The organism is Streptomyces sp. NPDC020681 (assembly GCF_044334895.1).
Lineage (GTDB): Bacteria > Actinomycetota > Actinomycetes > Streptomycetales > Streptomycetaceae > Streptomyces.
Genome location: NZ_JBIRTX010000005.1, coordinates 91,010 through 105,327 on the forward strand (window position 1 = coordinate 91,010; position 14,318 = coordinate 105,327).

Annotated in this window: 17 protein-coding genes; 10 read left to right on the forward strand and 7 right to left on the reverse strand. The window is 68.5% G+C overall.

The genetic code is table 11. The features are described from left to right. Nucleotides 1-19: 19 nt before the first annotated feature. The gene (locus ACH4YL_RS13450) at nt 20-535 is read right to left on the reverse strand and encodes a CGNR zinc finger domain-containing protein (RefSeq protein WP_398507437.1); all 516 of its coding nucleotides are present in this window, start codon (nt 533-535) and stop codon (nt 20-22) included. A 221-nt stretch (nt 536-756) separates the two neighbouring features. Between ACH4YL_RS13450 and ACH4YL_RS13455 the strand changes: the two genes are divergently transcribed. From ACH4YL_RS13455 to ACH4YL_RS13465, 3 genes are all read left to right on the forward strand, one after another. Then, the gene (locus ACH4YL_RS13455; RefSeq protein WP_398507438.1) at nt 757-1,626 is read left to right on the forward strand and encodes an alpha/beta fold hydrolase; all 870 of its coding nucleotides are present in this window, start codon (nt 757-759) and stop codon (nt 1,624-1,626) included. Nucleotides 1,627-1,702: 76 nt separating this feature from the next. Next, the gene (locus tag ACH4YL_RS13460; RefSeq protein WP_398507439.1) at nt 1,703-2,020 is read left to right on the forward strand and encodes an ATP-binding protein; all 318 of its coding nucleotides are present in this window, start codon (nt 1,703-1,705) and stop codon (nt 2,018-2,020) included. Between the two features lie 160 nt (nt 2,021-2,180). Continuing rightward, nucleotides 2,181-3,044, forward strand: a complete 864-nt coding sequence (locus ACH4YL_RS13465) for a DUF427 domain-containing protein (protein ID WP_398507440.1) — start codon at nt 2,181-2,183, stop codon at nt 3,042-3,044. 78 nt (nt 3,045-3,122) lie between these two features. On the opposite strand, the gene ACH4YL_RS13470 is transcribed toward ACH4YL_RS13465, so the two are convergent. Beyond that, nucleotides 3,123-3,650, reverse strand: a complete 528-nt coding sequence (locus ACH4YL_RS13470; RefSeq protein WP_398507441.1) for a GNAT family N-acetyltransferase — start codon at nt 3,648-3,650, stop codon at nt 3,123-3,125. A gap of 272 nt (nt 3,651-3,922) precedes the next feature. Here ACH4YL_RS13470 and ACH4YL_RS13475 point away from each other — a divergent pair, with 272 nt between their 5' ends. Beyond that, nucleotides 3,923-4,114 (forward strand): hypothetical protein, encoded by a 192-nt coding sequence (locus tag ACH4YL_RS13475; RefSeq protein WP_398507442.1) that lies wholly within the window; start codon nt 3,923-3,925, stop codon nt 4,112-4,114. Nucleotides 4,115-4,178: 64 nt separating this feature from the next. On the opposite strand, the gene ACH4YL_RS13480 is transcribed toward ACH4YL_RS13475, so the two are convergent. Together ACH4YL_RS13480 and ligA are read right to left on the reverse strand one after the other, a co-directional pair. Continuing rightward, nucleotides 4,179-4,532, reverse strand: coding sequence for an ankyrin repeat domain-containing protein (locus tag ACH4YL_RS13480; RefSeq protein ID WP_398507443.1), 354 nt, complete (start codon nt 4,530-4,532; stop codon nt 4,179-4,181). Nucleotides 4,533-4,884: 352 nt separating this feature from the next. Then, the gene (gene ligA, locus ACH4YL_RS13485) at nt 4,885-6,954 is read right to left on the reverse strand and encodes an NAD-dependent DNA ligase LigA (RefSeq protein WP_398507444.1); all 2,070 of its coding nucleotides are present in this window, start codon (nt 6,952-6,954) and stop codon (nt 4,885-4,887) included. A gap of 174 nt (nt 6,955-7,128) precedes the next feature. Here ligA and ACH4YL_RS13490 point away from each other — a divergent pair, with 174 nt between their 5' ends. Further along, nucleotides 7,129-8,175: an alpha/beta hydrolase family protein gene (locus tag ACH4YL_RS13490; RefSeq protein WP_398507445.1), complete on the forward strand. Its 1,047-nt coding sequence runs from the start codon at nt 7,129-7,131 to the stop codon at nt 8,173-8,175. Between the two features lie 133 nt (nt 8,176-8,308). After that, on the forward strand, nt 8,309-8,902 hold the full coding sequence (locus ACH4YL_RS13495; RefSeq protein ID WP_398507446.1) for a uridine kinase: 594 nt from the start codon (nt 8,309-8,311) through the stop codon (nt 8,900-8,902). 172 nt (nt 8,903-9,074) lie between these two features. Here the strand turns inward: ACH4YL_RS13495 and ACH4YL_RS13500 are convergent, their stop codons facing one another. Together ACH4YL_RS13500 and ACH4YL_RS13505 are read right to left on the reverse strand one after the other, a co-directional pair. Then, on the reverse strand, nt 9,075-10,646 hold the full coding sequence (locus tag ACH4YL_RS13500) for a serine/threonine-protein kinase (protein ID WP_398507447.1): 1,572 nt from the start codon (nt 10,644-10,646) through the stop codon (nt 9,075-9,077). Nucleotides 10,647-10,845: 199 nt separating this feature from the next. Then, the gene (locus tag ACH4YL_RS13505) at nt 10,846-11,643 is read right to left on the reverse strand and encodes an aminotransferase class IV (RefSeq protein WP_398507448.1); all 798 of its coding nucleotides are present in this window, start codon (nt 11,641-11,643) and stop codon (nt 10,846-10,848) included. Nucleotides 11,644-11,837: 194 nt separating this feature from the next. On the opposite strand from ACH4YL_RS13505, the gene rpmG reads away from it, so the two are divergent. From rpmG to ACH4YL_RS13520, 3 genes are all read left to right on the forward strand, one after another. Next, nucleotides 11,838-12,002, forward strand: a complete 165-nt coding sequence (rpmG, locus tag ACH4YL_RS13510) for a 50S ribosomal protein L33 (RefSeq protein WP_398507449.1) — start codon at nt 11,838-11,840, stop codon at nt 12,000-12,002. 47 nt (nt 12,003-12,049) lie between these two features. After that, nucleotides 12,050-12,316: a type B 50S ribosomal protein L31 gene (locus ACH4YL_RS13515; protein ID WP_398507450.1), complete on the forward strand. Its 267-nt coding sequence runs from the start codon at nt 12,050-12,052 to the stop codon at nt 12,314-12,316. An 81-nt stretch (nt 12,317-12,397) separates the two neighbouring features. Next, nucleotides 12,398-12,520, forward strand: coding sequence for a ribosomal protein bL36 (locus ACH4YL_RS13520; RefSeq protein WP_398507451.1), 123 nt, complete (start codon nt 12,398-12,400; stop codon nt 12,518-12,520). A gap of 76 nt (nt 12,521-12,596) precedes the next feature. Here ACH4YL_RS13520 and ACH4YL_RS13525 read toward each other — a convergent pair whose 3' ends face one another. Beyond that, nucleotides 12,597-13,181 carry a GNAT family N-acetyltransferase gene (locus ACH4YL_RS13525; RefSeq protein ID WP_398507452.1) on the reverse strand — a complete coding sequence of 195 codons (585 nt, stop codon included), beginning with the start codon at nt 13,179-13,181 and terminating at the stop codon, nt 12,597-12,599. An 89-nt stretch (nt 13,182-13,270) separates the two neighbouring features. Here ACH4YL_RS13525 and ACH4YL_RS13530 point away from each other — a divergent pair, with 89 nt between their 5' ends. After that, nucleotides 13,271-14,287 carry a hypothetical protein gene (locus ACH4YL_RS13530; RefSeq protein WP_398507453.1) on the forward strand — a complete coding sequence of 339 codons (1,017 nt, stop codon included), beginning with the start codon at nt 13,271-13,273 and terminating at the stop codon, nt 14,285-14,287. The last annotated feature ends 31 nt before the right edge of the window (nt 14,288-14,318 follow it).

A 14,318-nucleotide genomic window follows, 5' to 3' on the forward strand; every position in this document is an offset into this window, starting at 1 on the left:
GACGTGACCACCGGAGGTGTTACCCGGCTGCGCCGTCGCGCGTGCGCTGGTAGTGACGCCTTGCCTTCATGCGGTTGCCGCAGATGGCCATCGAACACCAACGGCCCTTGTTCGTCTTGCTGCGGTCGATGAGGAACCGCCGGCACTCCGTGTTGGCACACGGGCGCAGCCGGCCAGGCATCGTCTCCTGCAGCGCGCTCCAGGTCAGAACGGCCTCCACCGCCATCCGGCGCTCCTCAGGGGCGTCGACTTCCCAGGACACCCCTGCCGGGGAGAGGTGCGGGTGCGAGGTGACGCCTTCGAGGAGCGGGGCCAGCGACGCGGCCGACCGGCTGCCGCGTACCACGTCCTGCAGGGCATCACGCGCCTGCAGGAGGTGACGGTGCTCCTCGGTGGTGCCGCGGCCGCGGTGCGCCTGCTGCCAGGACGTGGCTGCCTGTGGATCTGCCAGCTGGTCCTGGACGACGCCATTGACCACCGGCGTGGTGTTGAGGAGTTCCAGCAGTGCGTCCTGCTGTTCTCGATCGGCCACCATCACACCTCCTCACCGCGTTGGTTCGCTTGATCGGTTGCGTCAGCCTGCTCAGTCTAACTAGTGAAACGCATTTTATCAGTTAGCTTCACTCTGGGTCGCGGTTGTGCCGACCGAACGGGGGATGCCTTCTCAATCTAACCAGCAAAAGCATGTTGACAGGTTAGTCTGAGTGTGCTCGACTGGTCGTGTAACCGCCCAAGCTCAATAGAAGGGTTAGAAGGATGAGTCCCGCAGTCCAGCACCGCACCGCCACCGTCAATGGCCTCGAGGTCTTCTACCGGGAGGCCGGCGACCCCCAGGCACCCGCCGTCGTGCTCCTGCACGGCTTCCCGACCAGTTCGCACATGTTCCGCCACCTGATCCCGGCGCTCGCCGACCGCTACCACGTCATCGCCCCGGACCACATCGGGTTCGGCCAGTCGGCGATGCCCGCCCCGCAGGACTTCCCGTACACCTTCGACGCCCTCACCGAAGTCACCTCCGGACTCCTCCAGCACCTGGGCGTCGACCGTTTCGCGATGTACGTGCAGGACTACGGAGCCCCCATCGGCTGGCGGCTCGCGCTCCGGTCCCCGGACCGCATCACCGCGATCGTCACCCAGAACGGCAACGCCTACGAAGAGGGCTTCGTCCAGCCCTTCTGGGACGGCGTCTTCGCCTACGCCCAGACGCCAGGCCCGGACACCGAGGCCCCCATGCGCGGCGCCCTGACCCCCGAGATCACCCGCTGGCAGTACCTGAACGGAGTTGCCGACCCGAGCCTGGTCAGCCCCGACAACTGGGTCCACGACCAGGCCCTGCTGGACCGTCCCGGCAACGACGAGATCCAGCTCAAGCTCTTCCGCGAGTACCCCACCAACGTGGACCTCTACCCGCAGGTCCACCAGTACTTCCGGGACTCGCAGGTACCGCTGCTGGCGGTTTGGGGCGCCGGTGACGAGATCTTCGGCCCCGAGGGCGCGAAGGCATTCAGCAAGGATCTGCCCAACGCCGAGATCCACCTGCTCGAGTCCGGGCACTTCGCCCTGGAGAGTCACCTCGAGCCCATCACCGAGCACATCCGCGACTTCCTCGGCCGCGTCCTCGCCTGACGCGCGAGGCGTCGAGGCGGCTGCGGCGACCACGGACCCAGACACCGTGCACCGCCGCAGCCGGCAAAGGACCGCCATGCGACACCTCGCCCAGCACGCCTTCAGCCCCATGCCCCAAACCGTGCGCACCGCCCGCGACTTCGCGATGCAGGCCCTTGAGGGCTGGGGCGGGTGCCGACGCCACGACGACATCCGGGCATGCGTCTCGGAACTGGCCGGCAACGCCGTCCGGCACGGAAGCCCGGACGGCCGCGACTACCTGGTACGCCTCATCAGTCACCGTCACTGCCTCCACGTCGAAGTCCACGACAGCGCGCGCCGGTCCGGCGTCCGTATCCCGCCCCCACACCGGGCGGAGAGACCGGGCGAGGCATGCACATCGTGCAGCAGCTGAGCGACGACTGGGGAGTGCTGACCACCATCGACGGCAAGGCCGTGTGGACCTGCTTCCGCCGGCCCGAAGCCTCCGTCTCCCGCTGCTCCTGCACACCCTGACCCCAGCAACAACCGCCCCACCCCGGGGCGCGGCCTCCCGCACCCGGAAGGAACCCGCCATGGGACTGTCCTGGCAGCAGGGCCCCCTCTCCGCAGGCCCGCTCGGACGCTTCCTCACCGCCGAACCCCTGCCCGAGCGGCTGCTGTTGGCCGAACGGCTGCGCCGCCGCATGCGTGTGAAGTTCAACGGAACGTGGATCGCCGACAGCGAAGACGTGATCCTGCTGTACGAACCGGGCCGCTACCCGGTCGCCTACTTCCCCCGCACGGACGTGGACCCGCAGGTTCTGGTCTCAAGCGACAAGGTCACTCACCACAAGGACCTCGGAGACACCAGCTGGTATGCCGTGCACGCCGGCGATCGCACAACCGAGCGCGCCGCCTGGGAGTTCACCTCGCTGCCCGAGCACGCCGCCGACCTCCAGGGCCGCGTCGCGTTCGCGTGGCGCGCGATGGACGCCTTCTACGAGGAGGACGAGCGCATCCTCGGCCACGCCGCGGATCCCTACCACCGCATCGACATCCGAGGTACGTCCCGCACCTTCGAAGTCCGCCTGGGCGACACTGTGGTGGCCCGCTCCGAGCACCCCGTCGTGCTCTACGAGTCCGGCTTCGCCCCGCGCTGGTACGTCCCGCGCGCCGACATCGACGAGACCCAGCTGCGCGCCGTCGAAGGGCAGACCTTCTGCCCCTACAAGGGCCTGTGCGACTACTACGACATCGGCGATGCGCGCCGCGCAGCCTGGTCTTATCGCAACGCATACCAGGAGGTCGAAAGGATCGGCGACATGGTGTCGTTCGAGCCGAACCAGGTGGAGGTCTATCTCGACGGCAAGCGCCTAAAACTTGAACCCGGCCAGCAGGTCGTCGCCCCCCACGGCGTCGACCGCGGCCTGGACGCCGACGAGGCCAGGTCCCGCTGACCCTGTGGGCGCCGCGTGGTTAGCAACGGCGCGCGGGTCGTGTTCCGACCAGGGCGCTTCAGGCGTATCTGCTGGTCGTCACTGAGTGGCGGCACCTAGGTCCCGGGTGTACCAGTCGAACCGTGTGCCGTCCTTCCTGTGCGTCTGCTTGCCGGGAGTGAACCCTGCCCGCAGGGCGACTGAGGCTGATGCAGGATTCTCCGGCTCGACCCGGATCACCGCTTCCACCCCGCCCTCACCCGCCGCGTACTGGGACGCCAACAGGACCGCGCGGGTAGCCAGACCACGCCCCCTCCAGGACGGATAGAGGCCGTACGCCACATTTACCTGGCCGGGAGCCAGACCGTCTCCTGCAAACCGCAAGTCGATCGTTCCCGCGAGCACCTCGTCGGCGCCCACCCGAATACCGAAGGCGCGGAATGGCCCGGCAGCCTCCCACTGCTCCCGGCAGCGCTGGAAATACGCTTCGACGCCCTCGCGCGTGCCGGGGCCGCCGTTGAGCCAGCGAACGAGCAGCTCATCCTCGCCCATGAGATGCGTCTCCACGTCGTCCAGGCGCAATGGGGACAGAGTGACAATCCCGTCGGACAGCTTCACTTCATGCACCCGACGATTCTCGACGCCAGATCCTTGTCACACCATCGGGTTCGAGAAGTTGAGCGCCACCCCATGGGTCCAGCAAGAGCGAACAGGGAAATGCGCATCTGCGGCAGGTGACCGGAACTCCCGTACCCCTGTTACGTTTCACTGTGACGGGCCCCGCCGCGGAGCCCCGGAGTTGGGCCCGAGTACCGCCGTTATCAACTGCCAGCGCCTCCGCGCCGGCCTCATGCATGAAAGCCCCCACCAGTACTCTCCCTGGAGAGAATGGAGGGTCCGTGTCAACGCTTGGGTTGCTGTTCGTAGTTGTCTCGTGTGGTGTTTCCCTTGTCACCGCTCTGGTCGTGGTGGTCACCGTCATAGCGGTCACAAGCTGCCGCAGATCGGCGGCGCAGGGCCGGGCCATCGCGGCCCTGGAGGAGGCCGAGCGGGACGAGCGCGACCGGGGCTTCCCGGTGACCGATCGGTAGGCGATCAGCGGGGCAAAAGGGAATGGCGGGGAAGCTCCGAGAGCGCACAAGGCACCTCATGTGTTCAACCTGCAGTGCCGCGGCGGGCAACATGCGCTTCGATCAGCCGAACCGCCATCTCATGCCGGGACTGGAACGCGAGGTGGTACGGGGTGAGTCCATCCCATGAGGGATGCTGCGGATCCGCCCCGTATGCCAGCAGAACAGCAGTACCCGCACATCCCAACGGTTGACCGGTCTGTATTGAACCATCCGCCTCGCCGCCGATGGCCCGGAGCAGGGGAGTCCACCCGCTGTAGCTGTCGAGCTCATTGGGATCATGGCCGGCGTCCAGGAGGCGAGTCAGTTCCGCGAGATCGTCAGTCTCCACTGCGAGATGGACGGGTGACATTTCGGATCGGTCTACACGTTCGGTCATGGTGTCGATCCAAGCAGGACCCACGACCGTGGGAGCCGCACTTTTGGCCCGCGCACCTTCACCGCGATGACGTGCATCGACTGGCTCAGCGACTGCCTTTGCCGTGTGACCGACAGGCCGGATACGGCTGATCGCCTACCAGGCGGACCATCAGCGCCTGGTGCAGCGGTCCTTCGAGAAGATCCGGCAAGCGAAGGACCCGCCCGCCTCGCCGAACGCCGTACCGGTACCTGGCCCCGTACCCGTACCCGCGAAGATCCGCCCCGTTACCGCCCGAGCCCAACCGTTACGCCGCCCCTTCACGGCGCTGTCGCATCACTCATACCTCAGCCGGACGGTCAGCCCGTCGCCGTCAGGGCAGCAGGTCCGCCACCATGTCGGCGAACTCGGCAGGAGTGGCCAGCCGGATACCGAGGGCCTCGGCCTTGGCACGCTTGGAGCCCGCCCCGTCTCCGGCGACGACCAGGGTGGTGCGCTTGGACACGCTGCTGGAACTCTTGCCGCCGCCCCGCTCGATCAACTCGTTCATCTGGGTGCGGCTGAGCTGCTCGAGCGGGCCTGTCATCGCACCGGTGACCACCACTGTCATCCCGTCCAGCGGTCCCGCGGTCGCATCAGTCTCCGTCTGGTCGTCAGCCATTTGAGGGCTGGCGCCGGGTTCGGTCATGGTGACGCCGGCGGCCACGAGCTTGTCGATGACGGGCGCCAGTTCGGCCAGCTCGGCCACGATGACGGGCGCCTTCTCCACCCCGATCCCTTCGACCTGCTGTATGGCCTCGGCTGTGGCGGTGCGGATGGCGTCCATGGTGGCGAAGTGGCGGGCGATGCGTCGTGACATGGACCGGCCGGTGCCGCGGACGCCGAGCGCGCACAGCACCCGCGACAGCGGCCGTGTCTTCGCGACGGCCAGCGCGGCGATCAGGTTGTCGGCGCTGGTGTCCCCCATACGTTCCAGGGTGAGGAGCTGGTCGCGGGTGAGGGTGAACAGGTCGGCGATGTCGGTGACAAGGCCCGCGTCGACCAGCTGGACGATGCGGCTGTGTCCGAGGCCTTCGACGTCGAGCTGGTCGCGCCCTGCCGCGTAGGCGAGGGAGGCGACCAGATGGCAGCCTCGGCCCTGCTCGCAGCGCCACCGCTGGTCGCTGGTGTCGATGCCCGAGCCGCACCTCGGACAGACATCGGGAAAGACAATGGGCTGCTCGTCCCCGGTACGCAGGTGGGCGACCGGGGCTTCGACGCGGGGAATGATGTCGCCCGCCTTGTAAACCACGACGTGGTCGCCCAGGCGCAAGTCGCGGCGGGTGATGTCGGCCGGGTTGTGCAGGGTCGCGTATGTGACGGTGGAGCCGTCGATTTCCACAGGCTCAAGGACCGCGCGCGGGGCGATGACACCCGTGCGGCCGACGGCCCATTCGACCTCGATGAGACGGGTGATCTTCTCAACGGCGGGCAATTTGTAGGCGATTGCCCAGCGCGGTGCGCGGGAACCGAATCCGGCAGCCTGCTGGTCGGCGGCCTCGTCGGCCTTGATCACGACGCCGTCGATGCCGAACGGCAGCCCGGCCCTGGCCCGGCCGACCTCCTCGACCCGCTCTATGACCTGCGCGGTGTCGGTGAGCGTGACGCCGGGGACCTCGGTCGCGTCAGGGCTGTGGATTCCGAGCGCGGTGGCGTAGCGGATCAGCTCGCTGTGCGGCAGCTCACCCAGTCGCGTGGTGAGGTCGGGGCCGGTGCCGGGCAGCGGCATCAGGCCGTACGCGAAGAACGTCATCGGCACGGTGTAGGCGCGTTCCCTGGCGCGCAACGTACCGGCCGATGCGCTGCGCGCGTTCGCGAACGGAGCACCGCCGTGGGCCGTGCGGACCTCGTTGGCGTGCTCGAACTGGACCGTCGTCATGAGCACTTCGCCGCGTACCTCGAGCGTGACCGGTTCGGTCAGCTTCTCGGGCAGGCCCTCGATGGTGCCGATCGCATGGGACACGTCCTCCCCCGCCGTGCCGTCGCCACGGGTGATGAGCCGGGTCAGGCGGCCGTCGGAGTAGCGGGCCGCGATCGCCAGTCCGTCCAGCTTCGGCTGTACGTTCCACGCGGTCACCTCTCGTCCGATACGGCGGGCGAGTGCGGCAGCCCACGTCTCGAACTGATCGGGACTGAAGACGTTGTCCAGGCTCAGCATCGGCACCGTGTGCGGCACATCGCCCTCCGCGGCACCGCCGGCGACCTTCCCGGTGGGCGACTGCGGCAGCACCTCGTCCGGATGCTGTGCCTCGTAGACCGCGATCCCGCGCACGAGCCGGTCGTACGCGTCGTCGTCGAGCGCGGAAGTCCCGCCCGCGTAGTAGGCGGCCGCGGCCGCCACCGCGTCCTCAACAGCCTGGACGTAGGCGGCGGCATCCCCTATCACTGCAACTGGTGTCGTCATACAGGTCATCGTGCCTCCTGGCACTGACATTCGAGCCGTACGACCTCCGTGCCGCGCCCGGGCCCGAGCACAGTACGGAAGGTGTGTCGGCGAGTCCCAAACGGCCGATGGAGTGGATGTTCGGAGCGGTAGAGGGTGCCATCAACCGCTGCGGATCAGGGGATACTGGGCCGTATGCAGTTGCGGGGCATGGCCTGTGCCGCCGCCGGCCTGGTGCTAGTGCTGGTGGCCACGGGCGGCTGCACAGGAGGCGACGACGGCGAAGCTGCGCGCACCCACGCGCCGACTCCGGCCCCGACCCCGACGCAGAGCAAGGACCCCAGCGCGACGCCCGCCCTGACCCCGACGTCGGCCAACCCGGTGTCGATCCCGGGCCTGATCAAGCGTGCGCATCAGGGCTCCGACCTCCGGCTCGGCGCCGTGCTCGATCGGAACAGTGCCTACACCCGCTACGCGATCACGTACGAGGCCAACGGATTGACGATCTCGGGAATCATGAACGTCCCCGAAGGAGAGGGTCCGTTCCCGGCGCTGGTTCTGGCGCACGGATACATCGACCCGGCCGTCTACACCACCGGCCGCGGCCTGATGCGGGAACAGGACCTCCTGGCCCGCAACGGCTACGTGGTCCTGCACACCGACTACCGCAACCACGCCCGCTCCGACGACGACCCCGACAACGACGTCAATCTCCGCCTCGGGTACACCGAGGACACCATCGGCGCGGTTCTGGCCCTGCGCGCGTCCGGTCGTCCGGAAATCGACGGCGACCGAATCGGCCTGCTCGGACGGTCGATGGGCGGCGGCGTCGTGTACAACACCCTGGTCGTGGCACCCGGCCTGGTCGACGCTGCCGTGGTATTCGCACCAGTGAGCTCACGTCCGGCCGAGAACTTCGACCACTTCCAGCGCAGCGACGACGACCCTGTCGTCGCCAAGATCAAGGCGAAGCACGGAACACCCGAGGCGAACCCGGCCTTCTGGAAGGAAGCCGCACCCATCACCTACGTCGACCGGGTGACCGAACCCCTGCTGATCCACCACGGGACTGCCGACGACACGTGTCCCATCTCCTGGTCGGAGCAGACGACCGCCGCGTTCAAGGTCGCGGGCAAGGACGTCGAGCTCCTGAAGTACGCCGGCGAAGGGCACGCATTCGGGCCACAATGGCCGGCCTCGATGGACAGGACGATGGCCTTCTTCGACCGGCACCTCCGCTGATCCATGGCCACCGGGTTCCAGGCAACGGCGAGTTGTTCGAACCATCAGGTCGGAACGTACAGCCAGTCCCCCGTACGCCTCCCAGCCACCGGCGCACTTCTCTCGCAGGGGTCGCCCCGGACAGAATGCCGCCATGACGATGATCTCCACCGGTGCCGGACAGGTCGTGGCTGCGGTCGACGGCCGTAGCCACGAGGGGTTCGCGCTGGTCGCCGTCGACGGCATGGGCGGTTCCGGCAAGTCGACGCTGGCCGCGGCACTTGCCGAGCTGCGCGGAGCCGCGGTCGTGCATGGCGACGACTTCTATCGCCCGATGGCCGCCGAGGAGCGTGCCCTCCTGAGCCCCGCGGAGGGCTACCAGCGCTACTTCGACTGGCAGCGCCTGCGCGACGAGGTGCTGGCCCCGCTTGCCGCCGGCCACAACACCGCCTACCGGCGCTACGACTGGGAGACCGGCGACCTGGCACCGAACGAGACACACGCCCTCGCCCGCTCCGGGATCGTCGTTGTCGAGGGCGTGTACACCGCTCGCCCCGAACTCGCCGACTACTACGACCTGGTGGTCTACGTTGACACCCCGCGCGAGGAATCCCTGCGCCGGCTCCGCGAGCGCGGCCACGACCACGGACCGCTCGACTGGGAGTCGCGCTGGCGGCTGGCCGAGGAGCACTATCTGGCCACGAGCCACCCACAGAAACGGGCTCACCTGGTGGTCCCGGGGCACTGACCTGCCCGCCGGGTCGGCAACCATGGTCCGCTCGTGGGACTGGGCGGTCATGGTCGTCGAACTCGACAGAACCGACCGTCCGTTCGTCGAGCGCAACGTCGGCCAGCCGTCAGAACGGTCCCCGGCGTCAAGCGCTGACCACCAGTGACGGGCCGGTCGGCGGCCGGGTCCGTCAGCGCCGGGTGAGCGTGGATGGCGCGCCGGCCGACTGAGCACCTTCGTCGCCCAGGCCCAGGGTGTCGGGGCCTGTCATCGTGACGACGTAGACATTGCCCTTGGGGCAGGAGACCGCGGTCGACTGGTCTGTGGGGTGGCTGGTGACCGCCTCGAAGACCATGGATGTCGCTCGTACCTCCCGCAGCTGCAGGGCCTCGGTGCAGCCCAGCTCACGACCGGTTCCCACCTCGGTCACCTTGCTGACCTGTTTGCCCGCCAACTCGCCCCGCAGTGCCGAGTGAAGGGTCAAAGTGACGGCGAAACGGCCGGTCCGGGCCTGGGTGATGCCGTCGGCGGACGGGGTGCCCGGGCCGGTGCCGACCCATGTGCCCGTCCAGGACGCCGGCAGCGAAGCCACGGTGGGTGACGGTGAAGGCTTCGCGCCGGCGGCGTCATCGCCCGGCAGATGCCGCAGGAGCAGTGTGGCCGCCGTCGCGATCAGTGCCGCGGCGACCACCGTGACTGCCCAGGCGGTACGGCCCGACAATCGCCGCCGAAGGAAGCCTGAGGCGAGCGTGTCTGCGGCCGGCGTGCCTGCGGCTGGCGTGCCGTCAGAAGCCGGGCCGTACTGAGTGTCACGCGACACAGGCGCCACCGGCGGCGGCTGCCGCTGCGGCGGAGCGGAGACCAGCGCGTGCGCCTGCGCCTCCCGAACGGCGAGATCGCTCTCCAACGCCTCCGGCAGCAGTTGCGGCCACTTACCCGTCCGGCCTCCCAGGCGCTCCAGCAGCGCGCCGAAGGCATGGGCCGAGGGTCGTTGCTGCGGGTTCTTGGCCAGGCAATTCCGTAGCAGCGGGACGAGCGCCGCCGGAACACCGTCGAGCACCGGCTCCTCGTGCACGATGCGGTACAGCAACACCGGAGCCGAGACCTCCTCTCCCGGTCGGGAGAAGGGGTTGAGCCCGGTCGCCGCGTACACCAGCACCGCAGCCAAGGAGAAGACATCGCCCGGCTCACCCGATCCCCCGGCGCTCGCCTGCTCCGGCGACAGGTAACCGGGAGAACCGATCACGCCGCCGGTCCGTGTGTGGCGCGAGTCCTCGACGGCGCGCGCGATCCCGAAGTCGATGAGCAGCGGACTACGACGGCCCAACAGCACGTTCGACGGCTTGACATCCCGGTGCGCGAGCCTCGCCCCATGCACCGCGTTCAGGGCCCCGCACAGCTCGGCGGCCAGAGCCATCACAGCCGGCTCCGGCAGCCTGCCGTGTTGTTGCACCCATTCCGCCAGCGAAGGCGCGGCCACGTACTCCGTGGCAAGCCACTGCGGCCACTGCCCCACAGGGCTGTAGTCCACCACCGCGACAGTCCAAGGGGAGCGCACCCGGTCGCTGTTACGGATCTCACGAGCGAACCGCTCCTCGAAACCCGGCTCCCGCCCGAGCTCGGAACGCACCGTCTTCAACGCCAGCGGACGCCCCGACACCGTTCGGGACAGATAGACGAGCCCCATGCCGCCTTCACCGAGCCGCGCCAACAACGGATAGCCGCCAACAGCCCCGGGATCCGACCCGCCCAGCAACTCCACGCCCCCGCCGCCCTCTCCCCCTGCACACTGCCGCCCGGACTCATCTCCCGGGTGAGCCAAACAAGCGCCGCATCCGCGACATCGGCCCCAGCATCACCCGCCGCCTCCACCACACGCCACTTTCGCCCGGCGAGACCTCGAGCGTCCAAGGACCGCATCGCCGACGACGACGGCCGCGACGGGCTTGCACCCGGCCGGATCAGACAGGGTCCCAGGAAACCTCGGCCCAGGCAGAGTTGAGAACGTCGGCCAGCGCACCGCCGTCCGCGGGAAAGTCCACCGTGTCGATACTCGCCAGCGGCTGGCTGGGACAGTGGGAGTTGGTCGCCGCCGCAGCCCGCAGCATCGGGAGGTCGTCCGCTGTCAGACGGCGGGCCGACCACGGCACACCGATTCCCGTCAGTGCCGTTCGCAGCACTTGCATGGTGATGCCGGGCAGCACGTCGGCCTCGGGCCACACCACCTGTTCCCCGTCCCAGAACGCGACGTTCCACACCGAGCCCTCGCGCAGGAACCCGTCCCGCCCCACGAACAGGACGTCGTCGAATCCCGCCTCCTGCGCCTGGAGCCGGTGGTACGTGAGCCCCATCGTCGCGACGTGCTTGAGGTGCGGCAGCTCGCGCTCGTACGTCACCGTGCGGACCCGTAGAGCCGGCCGCGGCGCTTCGGGGACCGGGTCGGAGACCGACACCATGACGTCCGTCGCCGACGGCGCCCCGACCCGCGGGACGACCGTCACCCGGACCGATGCGGCGTGTACGTCGCCGAGCGCATGCCGAATGAGCTCCCGGATCCTGGCCCCGTCGCTCTCGACCCCTTCGCCGAAGAGCGCGCGGGAAGCTCCCTCCAGCCGCCTCAGGTGCAGTTCCAGACCGCGAACCGCCCCGTCGCGCACTTGCAGCGAGGTGAAGTGACCGTAGTTCCACGTCGCCGCACGGTGCACATCCTCAACACCTGCGGGCCGGCCGTTGATCTCTATGTGCAGCACCCGCGTCATGCTGCCACAGCGGTGTCCGGACAAGATCGTGAGTTCCACGAACCTGCGGCGCGGCACCGCCTGCGTGGTGGTGCTCGCGGTCGGCGCCTGCCTCTCCGTTTCGGCCGGGAATGCGACGGTCCGGTCTGCTGTTGAACCCCACGATGCTGGCATGCGCGGGTCAAGCCCACGGATGCCGGGTGGAAGGAGGACTCATGGCACGTAACACTGCGCGCCCGGTCGTCACGCTCAGGTCATCGGCCGGCACCGGCCACAGCTATGTGACGCGCAAGAACCGGATGAACAACCCCGACAGGCTCGTACTGCGCAAGTACGACCCGGTAGCCGGGGAGCACGTCCCGTTCCGGGAGGAACGCTGACCCTGGCCATCCACCACCAGGCGGGTGGCCGCAAGGAAGGACACTGCATGAAGCCTCGTATCCACCCCGTCTCCCGCCAGGTCGTCTTCCGCGACCGCGCCGCTGACGTCGCGTTCCTGACGCGTTCGACCGCCGACTCGACCACGACGGTCGAGTGGGAGGACGGCAACACCTACCCGCTGATCGACGTCGAGATCTCCTCGGCGAGCCACCCGCTCTACACCGGGAGCTCGCGCATACAGGACACCGCGGGCCGCGTGGAGCGCTTCGAGCGCCGCTACGGCCGGGCGGCCTCGGCCTCGACACGCCGCTGAACCGCCGCTGAGTCGCCGAGCAGCCGCCGAGCAGCGTCCGACCCAGCAGGAGGGACCGGCCATGAACAGGAGGGAACAACCATGAAGGTGCGCAAGTCTCTGCGCTCTCTGAAGTCCAAGCCTGGCGCCCAGGTGGTCCGCCTGCGGGGCACAACCTTCGTCATCAACAAGAAGGACCCGCGCTTCAAGGCCCGCCAGGGCTGACCGCGCCCCTGGGGAAGTCACCGGCCCGTCGTCCGCGCTCAGTGGAGGACGGGCCGCGGCTCGACTCAGCATGTAGTCACGGAGCAACCGCTGGATGTCCAGCACACGGTTCGTTCAACGAGTGCAGTTGCGCGAATTCGTCGGCCAGCATGCCCATCATGACGAGATCGTGGTGCCGACCGGCGAGGAACACATGATCGCGGAGGCGCCCCTCCTCGGTGAAGCCGAGCCGGTGTTGAAGTGCAAGTGATGCCTCGTTGTGCGCGAAGATCCTCGCTTCGCACTTGTGATAGCGCCGTTCGGCGAACATGAAGCGCAGCAGCATTACCGCGGCTTCCGCCGCGTAGCCTTTGCGCCGGTGATCAGCGCCGATCGTGACGCCGTACTCGAACCAGCCCGAGCGTGGGTCAGTGTGGTGCGAGCCGACCGCACCGACTATTTCTCCCGTGTCGGTGGCTTCGACTGCCAGCTGGAAGCAGTCGTCGTCGGACCTGACGGCGGCCTGTTCCTTCGCCCAGGCACGGTAGCCCTCGGCGGAACGGGGCGGGTGCAGCAGGTCTCCCAACCGCTCCTCGTCAACGGCGAGGCGCATGAACGCGCTCCAGTCGTCGGGCTCGATGCCGCGCAGGCGTATCCGTTTGCCGGTCCAGAACGATGCCATCCCCTATTTGATCATCCGGCGGCGCACGAGGTCCAGGCCGTCTCCACTCCTGAGACGGCCTGTGACCTGGCCTTTCAAGGCTGCCAAACATGCCGGGGCTCGAGCCGCGTTCGGTACCGGATGTCGGGCGACAAGCTCAAGAACTGCTCGTGCTGGACAGCTTGGACGCGTTGTCTGACGATAGGGGTGTGGGTTCCGGGTTCTCCGCCGCTGCGAGGGCGATCAGTCAGGTCGAGGCCGTGCGGGACGATCCGGCGGCCCGGCTCGAGTTGATCAGCCGGACGTACAACGGCCCGGTCGGACAGGCGCCTCGGCACCTGCCTTTTCGCCGGGCGGCTCTGTCGTTCATGCGCTGGCAGCTCAGCCGCGGTGTGCTGGCGCCGCAGAACGCGACGCCGCCGGGCAGCCCGTGGTGGCGTGCCGTCAACGAGCGGCTGCTGCGCGACGGTTGTGAGGTCGTCGCCCTGAGCGGCGGTCTGGGAGGGCCGCCGTCGTCGCACGCGGTCGAGCTGTGGATGTCGTTCGTCTCTGATCCGACGGCCCGCACCTGGTACCGGGCGCACAACGCGAGCATCGTCTCTGCCTACCTCGACCATCGCGACTTGGCGGGCGAGGAGAGTCGTCCAGAGCGCTTCTTCCTGAATGTGGTGCTGCTCCGCGTTCTCTACGCCCATGCCATGGTCACTGCGCCGCGCCTGGCGCTCGGGCGTCTCGCCCCTCTGGGACCGCTTCTCGGTGATCCCCGACTCGGGATGACCGGGATCTTCCTGTCCCTTTCGAGGGTCCTTCCCGACCGCTATCCGCTCGGCGACGAGGTCGCTGCCTACGTCGCCGCCGAGCACAACCTCGGCCAGATGCTGGACTACGGCATCATCGCGCCCCGGCTGCAGCAGCTTTACGAATGGTCGGCCCAGGAGCTGGACAAGCCGGCGCTCCTTCAGTGCATTCGCGATGGCAGTCCGACGTATGCCTGGCCCTTCGCCGATCGCGACGTATGGCATCCCGCACGCCCGGCTCGCACCGTACGAGCGATCAGGCGCGCCTTGCCCGCGCCGGACGGCACAACTTCCGTGGCTGCCCGCTCGTCTGGCGTACGAGACCGGTGAAGTCGCAGTAACCGGTGGGGAGCTTCAGGCG

Coding starts and splice junctions, on each gene's coding strand:
- ACH4YL_RS13450 (WP_398507437.1), bottom strand. CDS start 535: ATGGTGGCCGATCGAGAACAGCAGGACGCACTGCTGGAACTCCTCAAC.
- ACH4YL_RS13455 (WP_398507438.1), top strand. CDS start 757: ATGAGTCCCGCAGTCCAGCACCGCACCGCCACCGTCAATGGCCTCGAG.
- ACH4YL_RS13460 (WP_398507439.1), top strand. CDS start 1,703: ATGCGACACCTCGCCCAGCACGCCTTCAGCCCCATGCCCCAAACCGTG.
- ACH4YL_RS13465 (WP_398507440.1), top strand. CDS start 2,181: ATGGGACTGTCCTGGCAGCAGGGCCCCCTCTCCGCAGGCCCGCTCGGA.
- ACH4YL_RS13480 (WP_398507443.1), bottom strand. CDS start 4,532: ATGACCGAACGTGTAGACCGATCCGAAATGTCACCCGTCCATCTCGCA.
- ligA (WP_398507444.1), bottom strand. CDS start 6,954: ATGACGACACCAGTTGCAGTGATAGGGGATGCCGCCGCCTACGTCCAG.
- ACH4YL_RS13490 (WP_398507445.1), top strand. CDS start 7,129: ATGCAGTTGCGGGGCATGGCCTGTGCCGCCGCCGGCCTGGTGCTAGTG.
- ACH4YL_RS13495 (WP_398507446.1), top strand. CDS start 8,309: ATGACGATGATCTCCACCGGTGCCGGACAGGTCGTGGCTGCGGTCGAC.
- ACH4YL_RS13505 (WP_398507448.1), bottom strand. CDS start 11,643: ATGACGCGGGTGCTGCACATAGAGATCAACGGCCGGCCCGCAGGTGTT.
- rpmG (WP_398507449.1), top strand. CDS start 11,838: ATGGCACGTAACACTGCGCGCCCGGTCGTCACGCTCAGGTCATCGGCC.
- ACH4YL_RS13515 (WP_398507450.1), top strand. CDS start 12,050: ATGAAGCCTCGTATCCACCCCGTCTCCCGCCAGGTCGTCTTCCGCGAC.
- ACH4YL_RS13520 (WP_398507451.1), top strand. CDS start 12,398: ATGAAGGTGCGCAAGTCTCTGCGCTCTCTGAAGTCCAAGCCTGGCGCC.
- ACH4YL_RS13525 (WP_398507452.1), bottom strand. CDS start 13,181: ATGGCATCGTTCTGGACCGGCAAACGGATACGCCTGCGCGGCATCGAG.
- ACH4YL_RS13530 (WP_398507453.1), top strand. CDS start 13,271: ATGCCGGGGCTCGAGCCGCGTTCGGTACCGGATGTCGGGCGACAAGCT.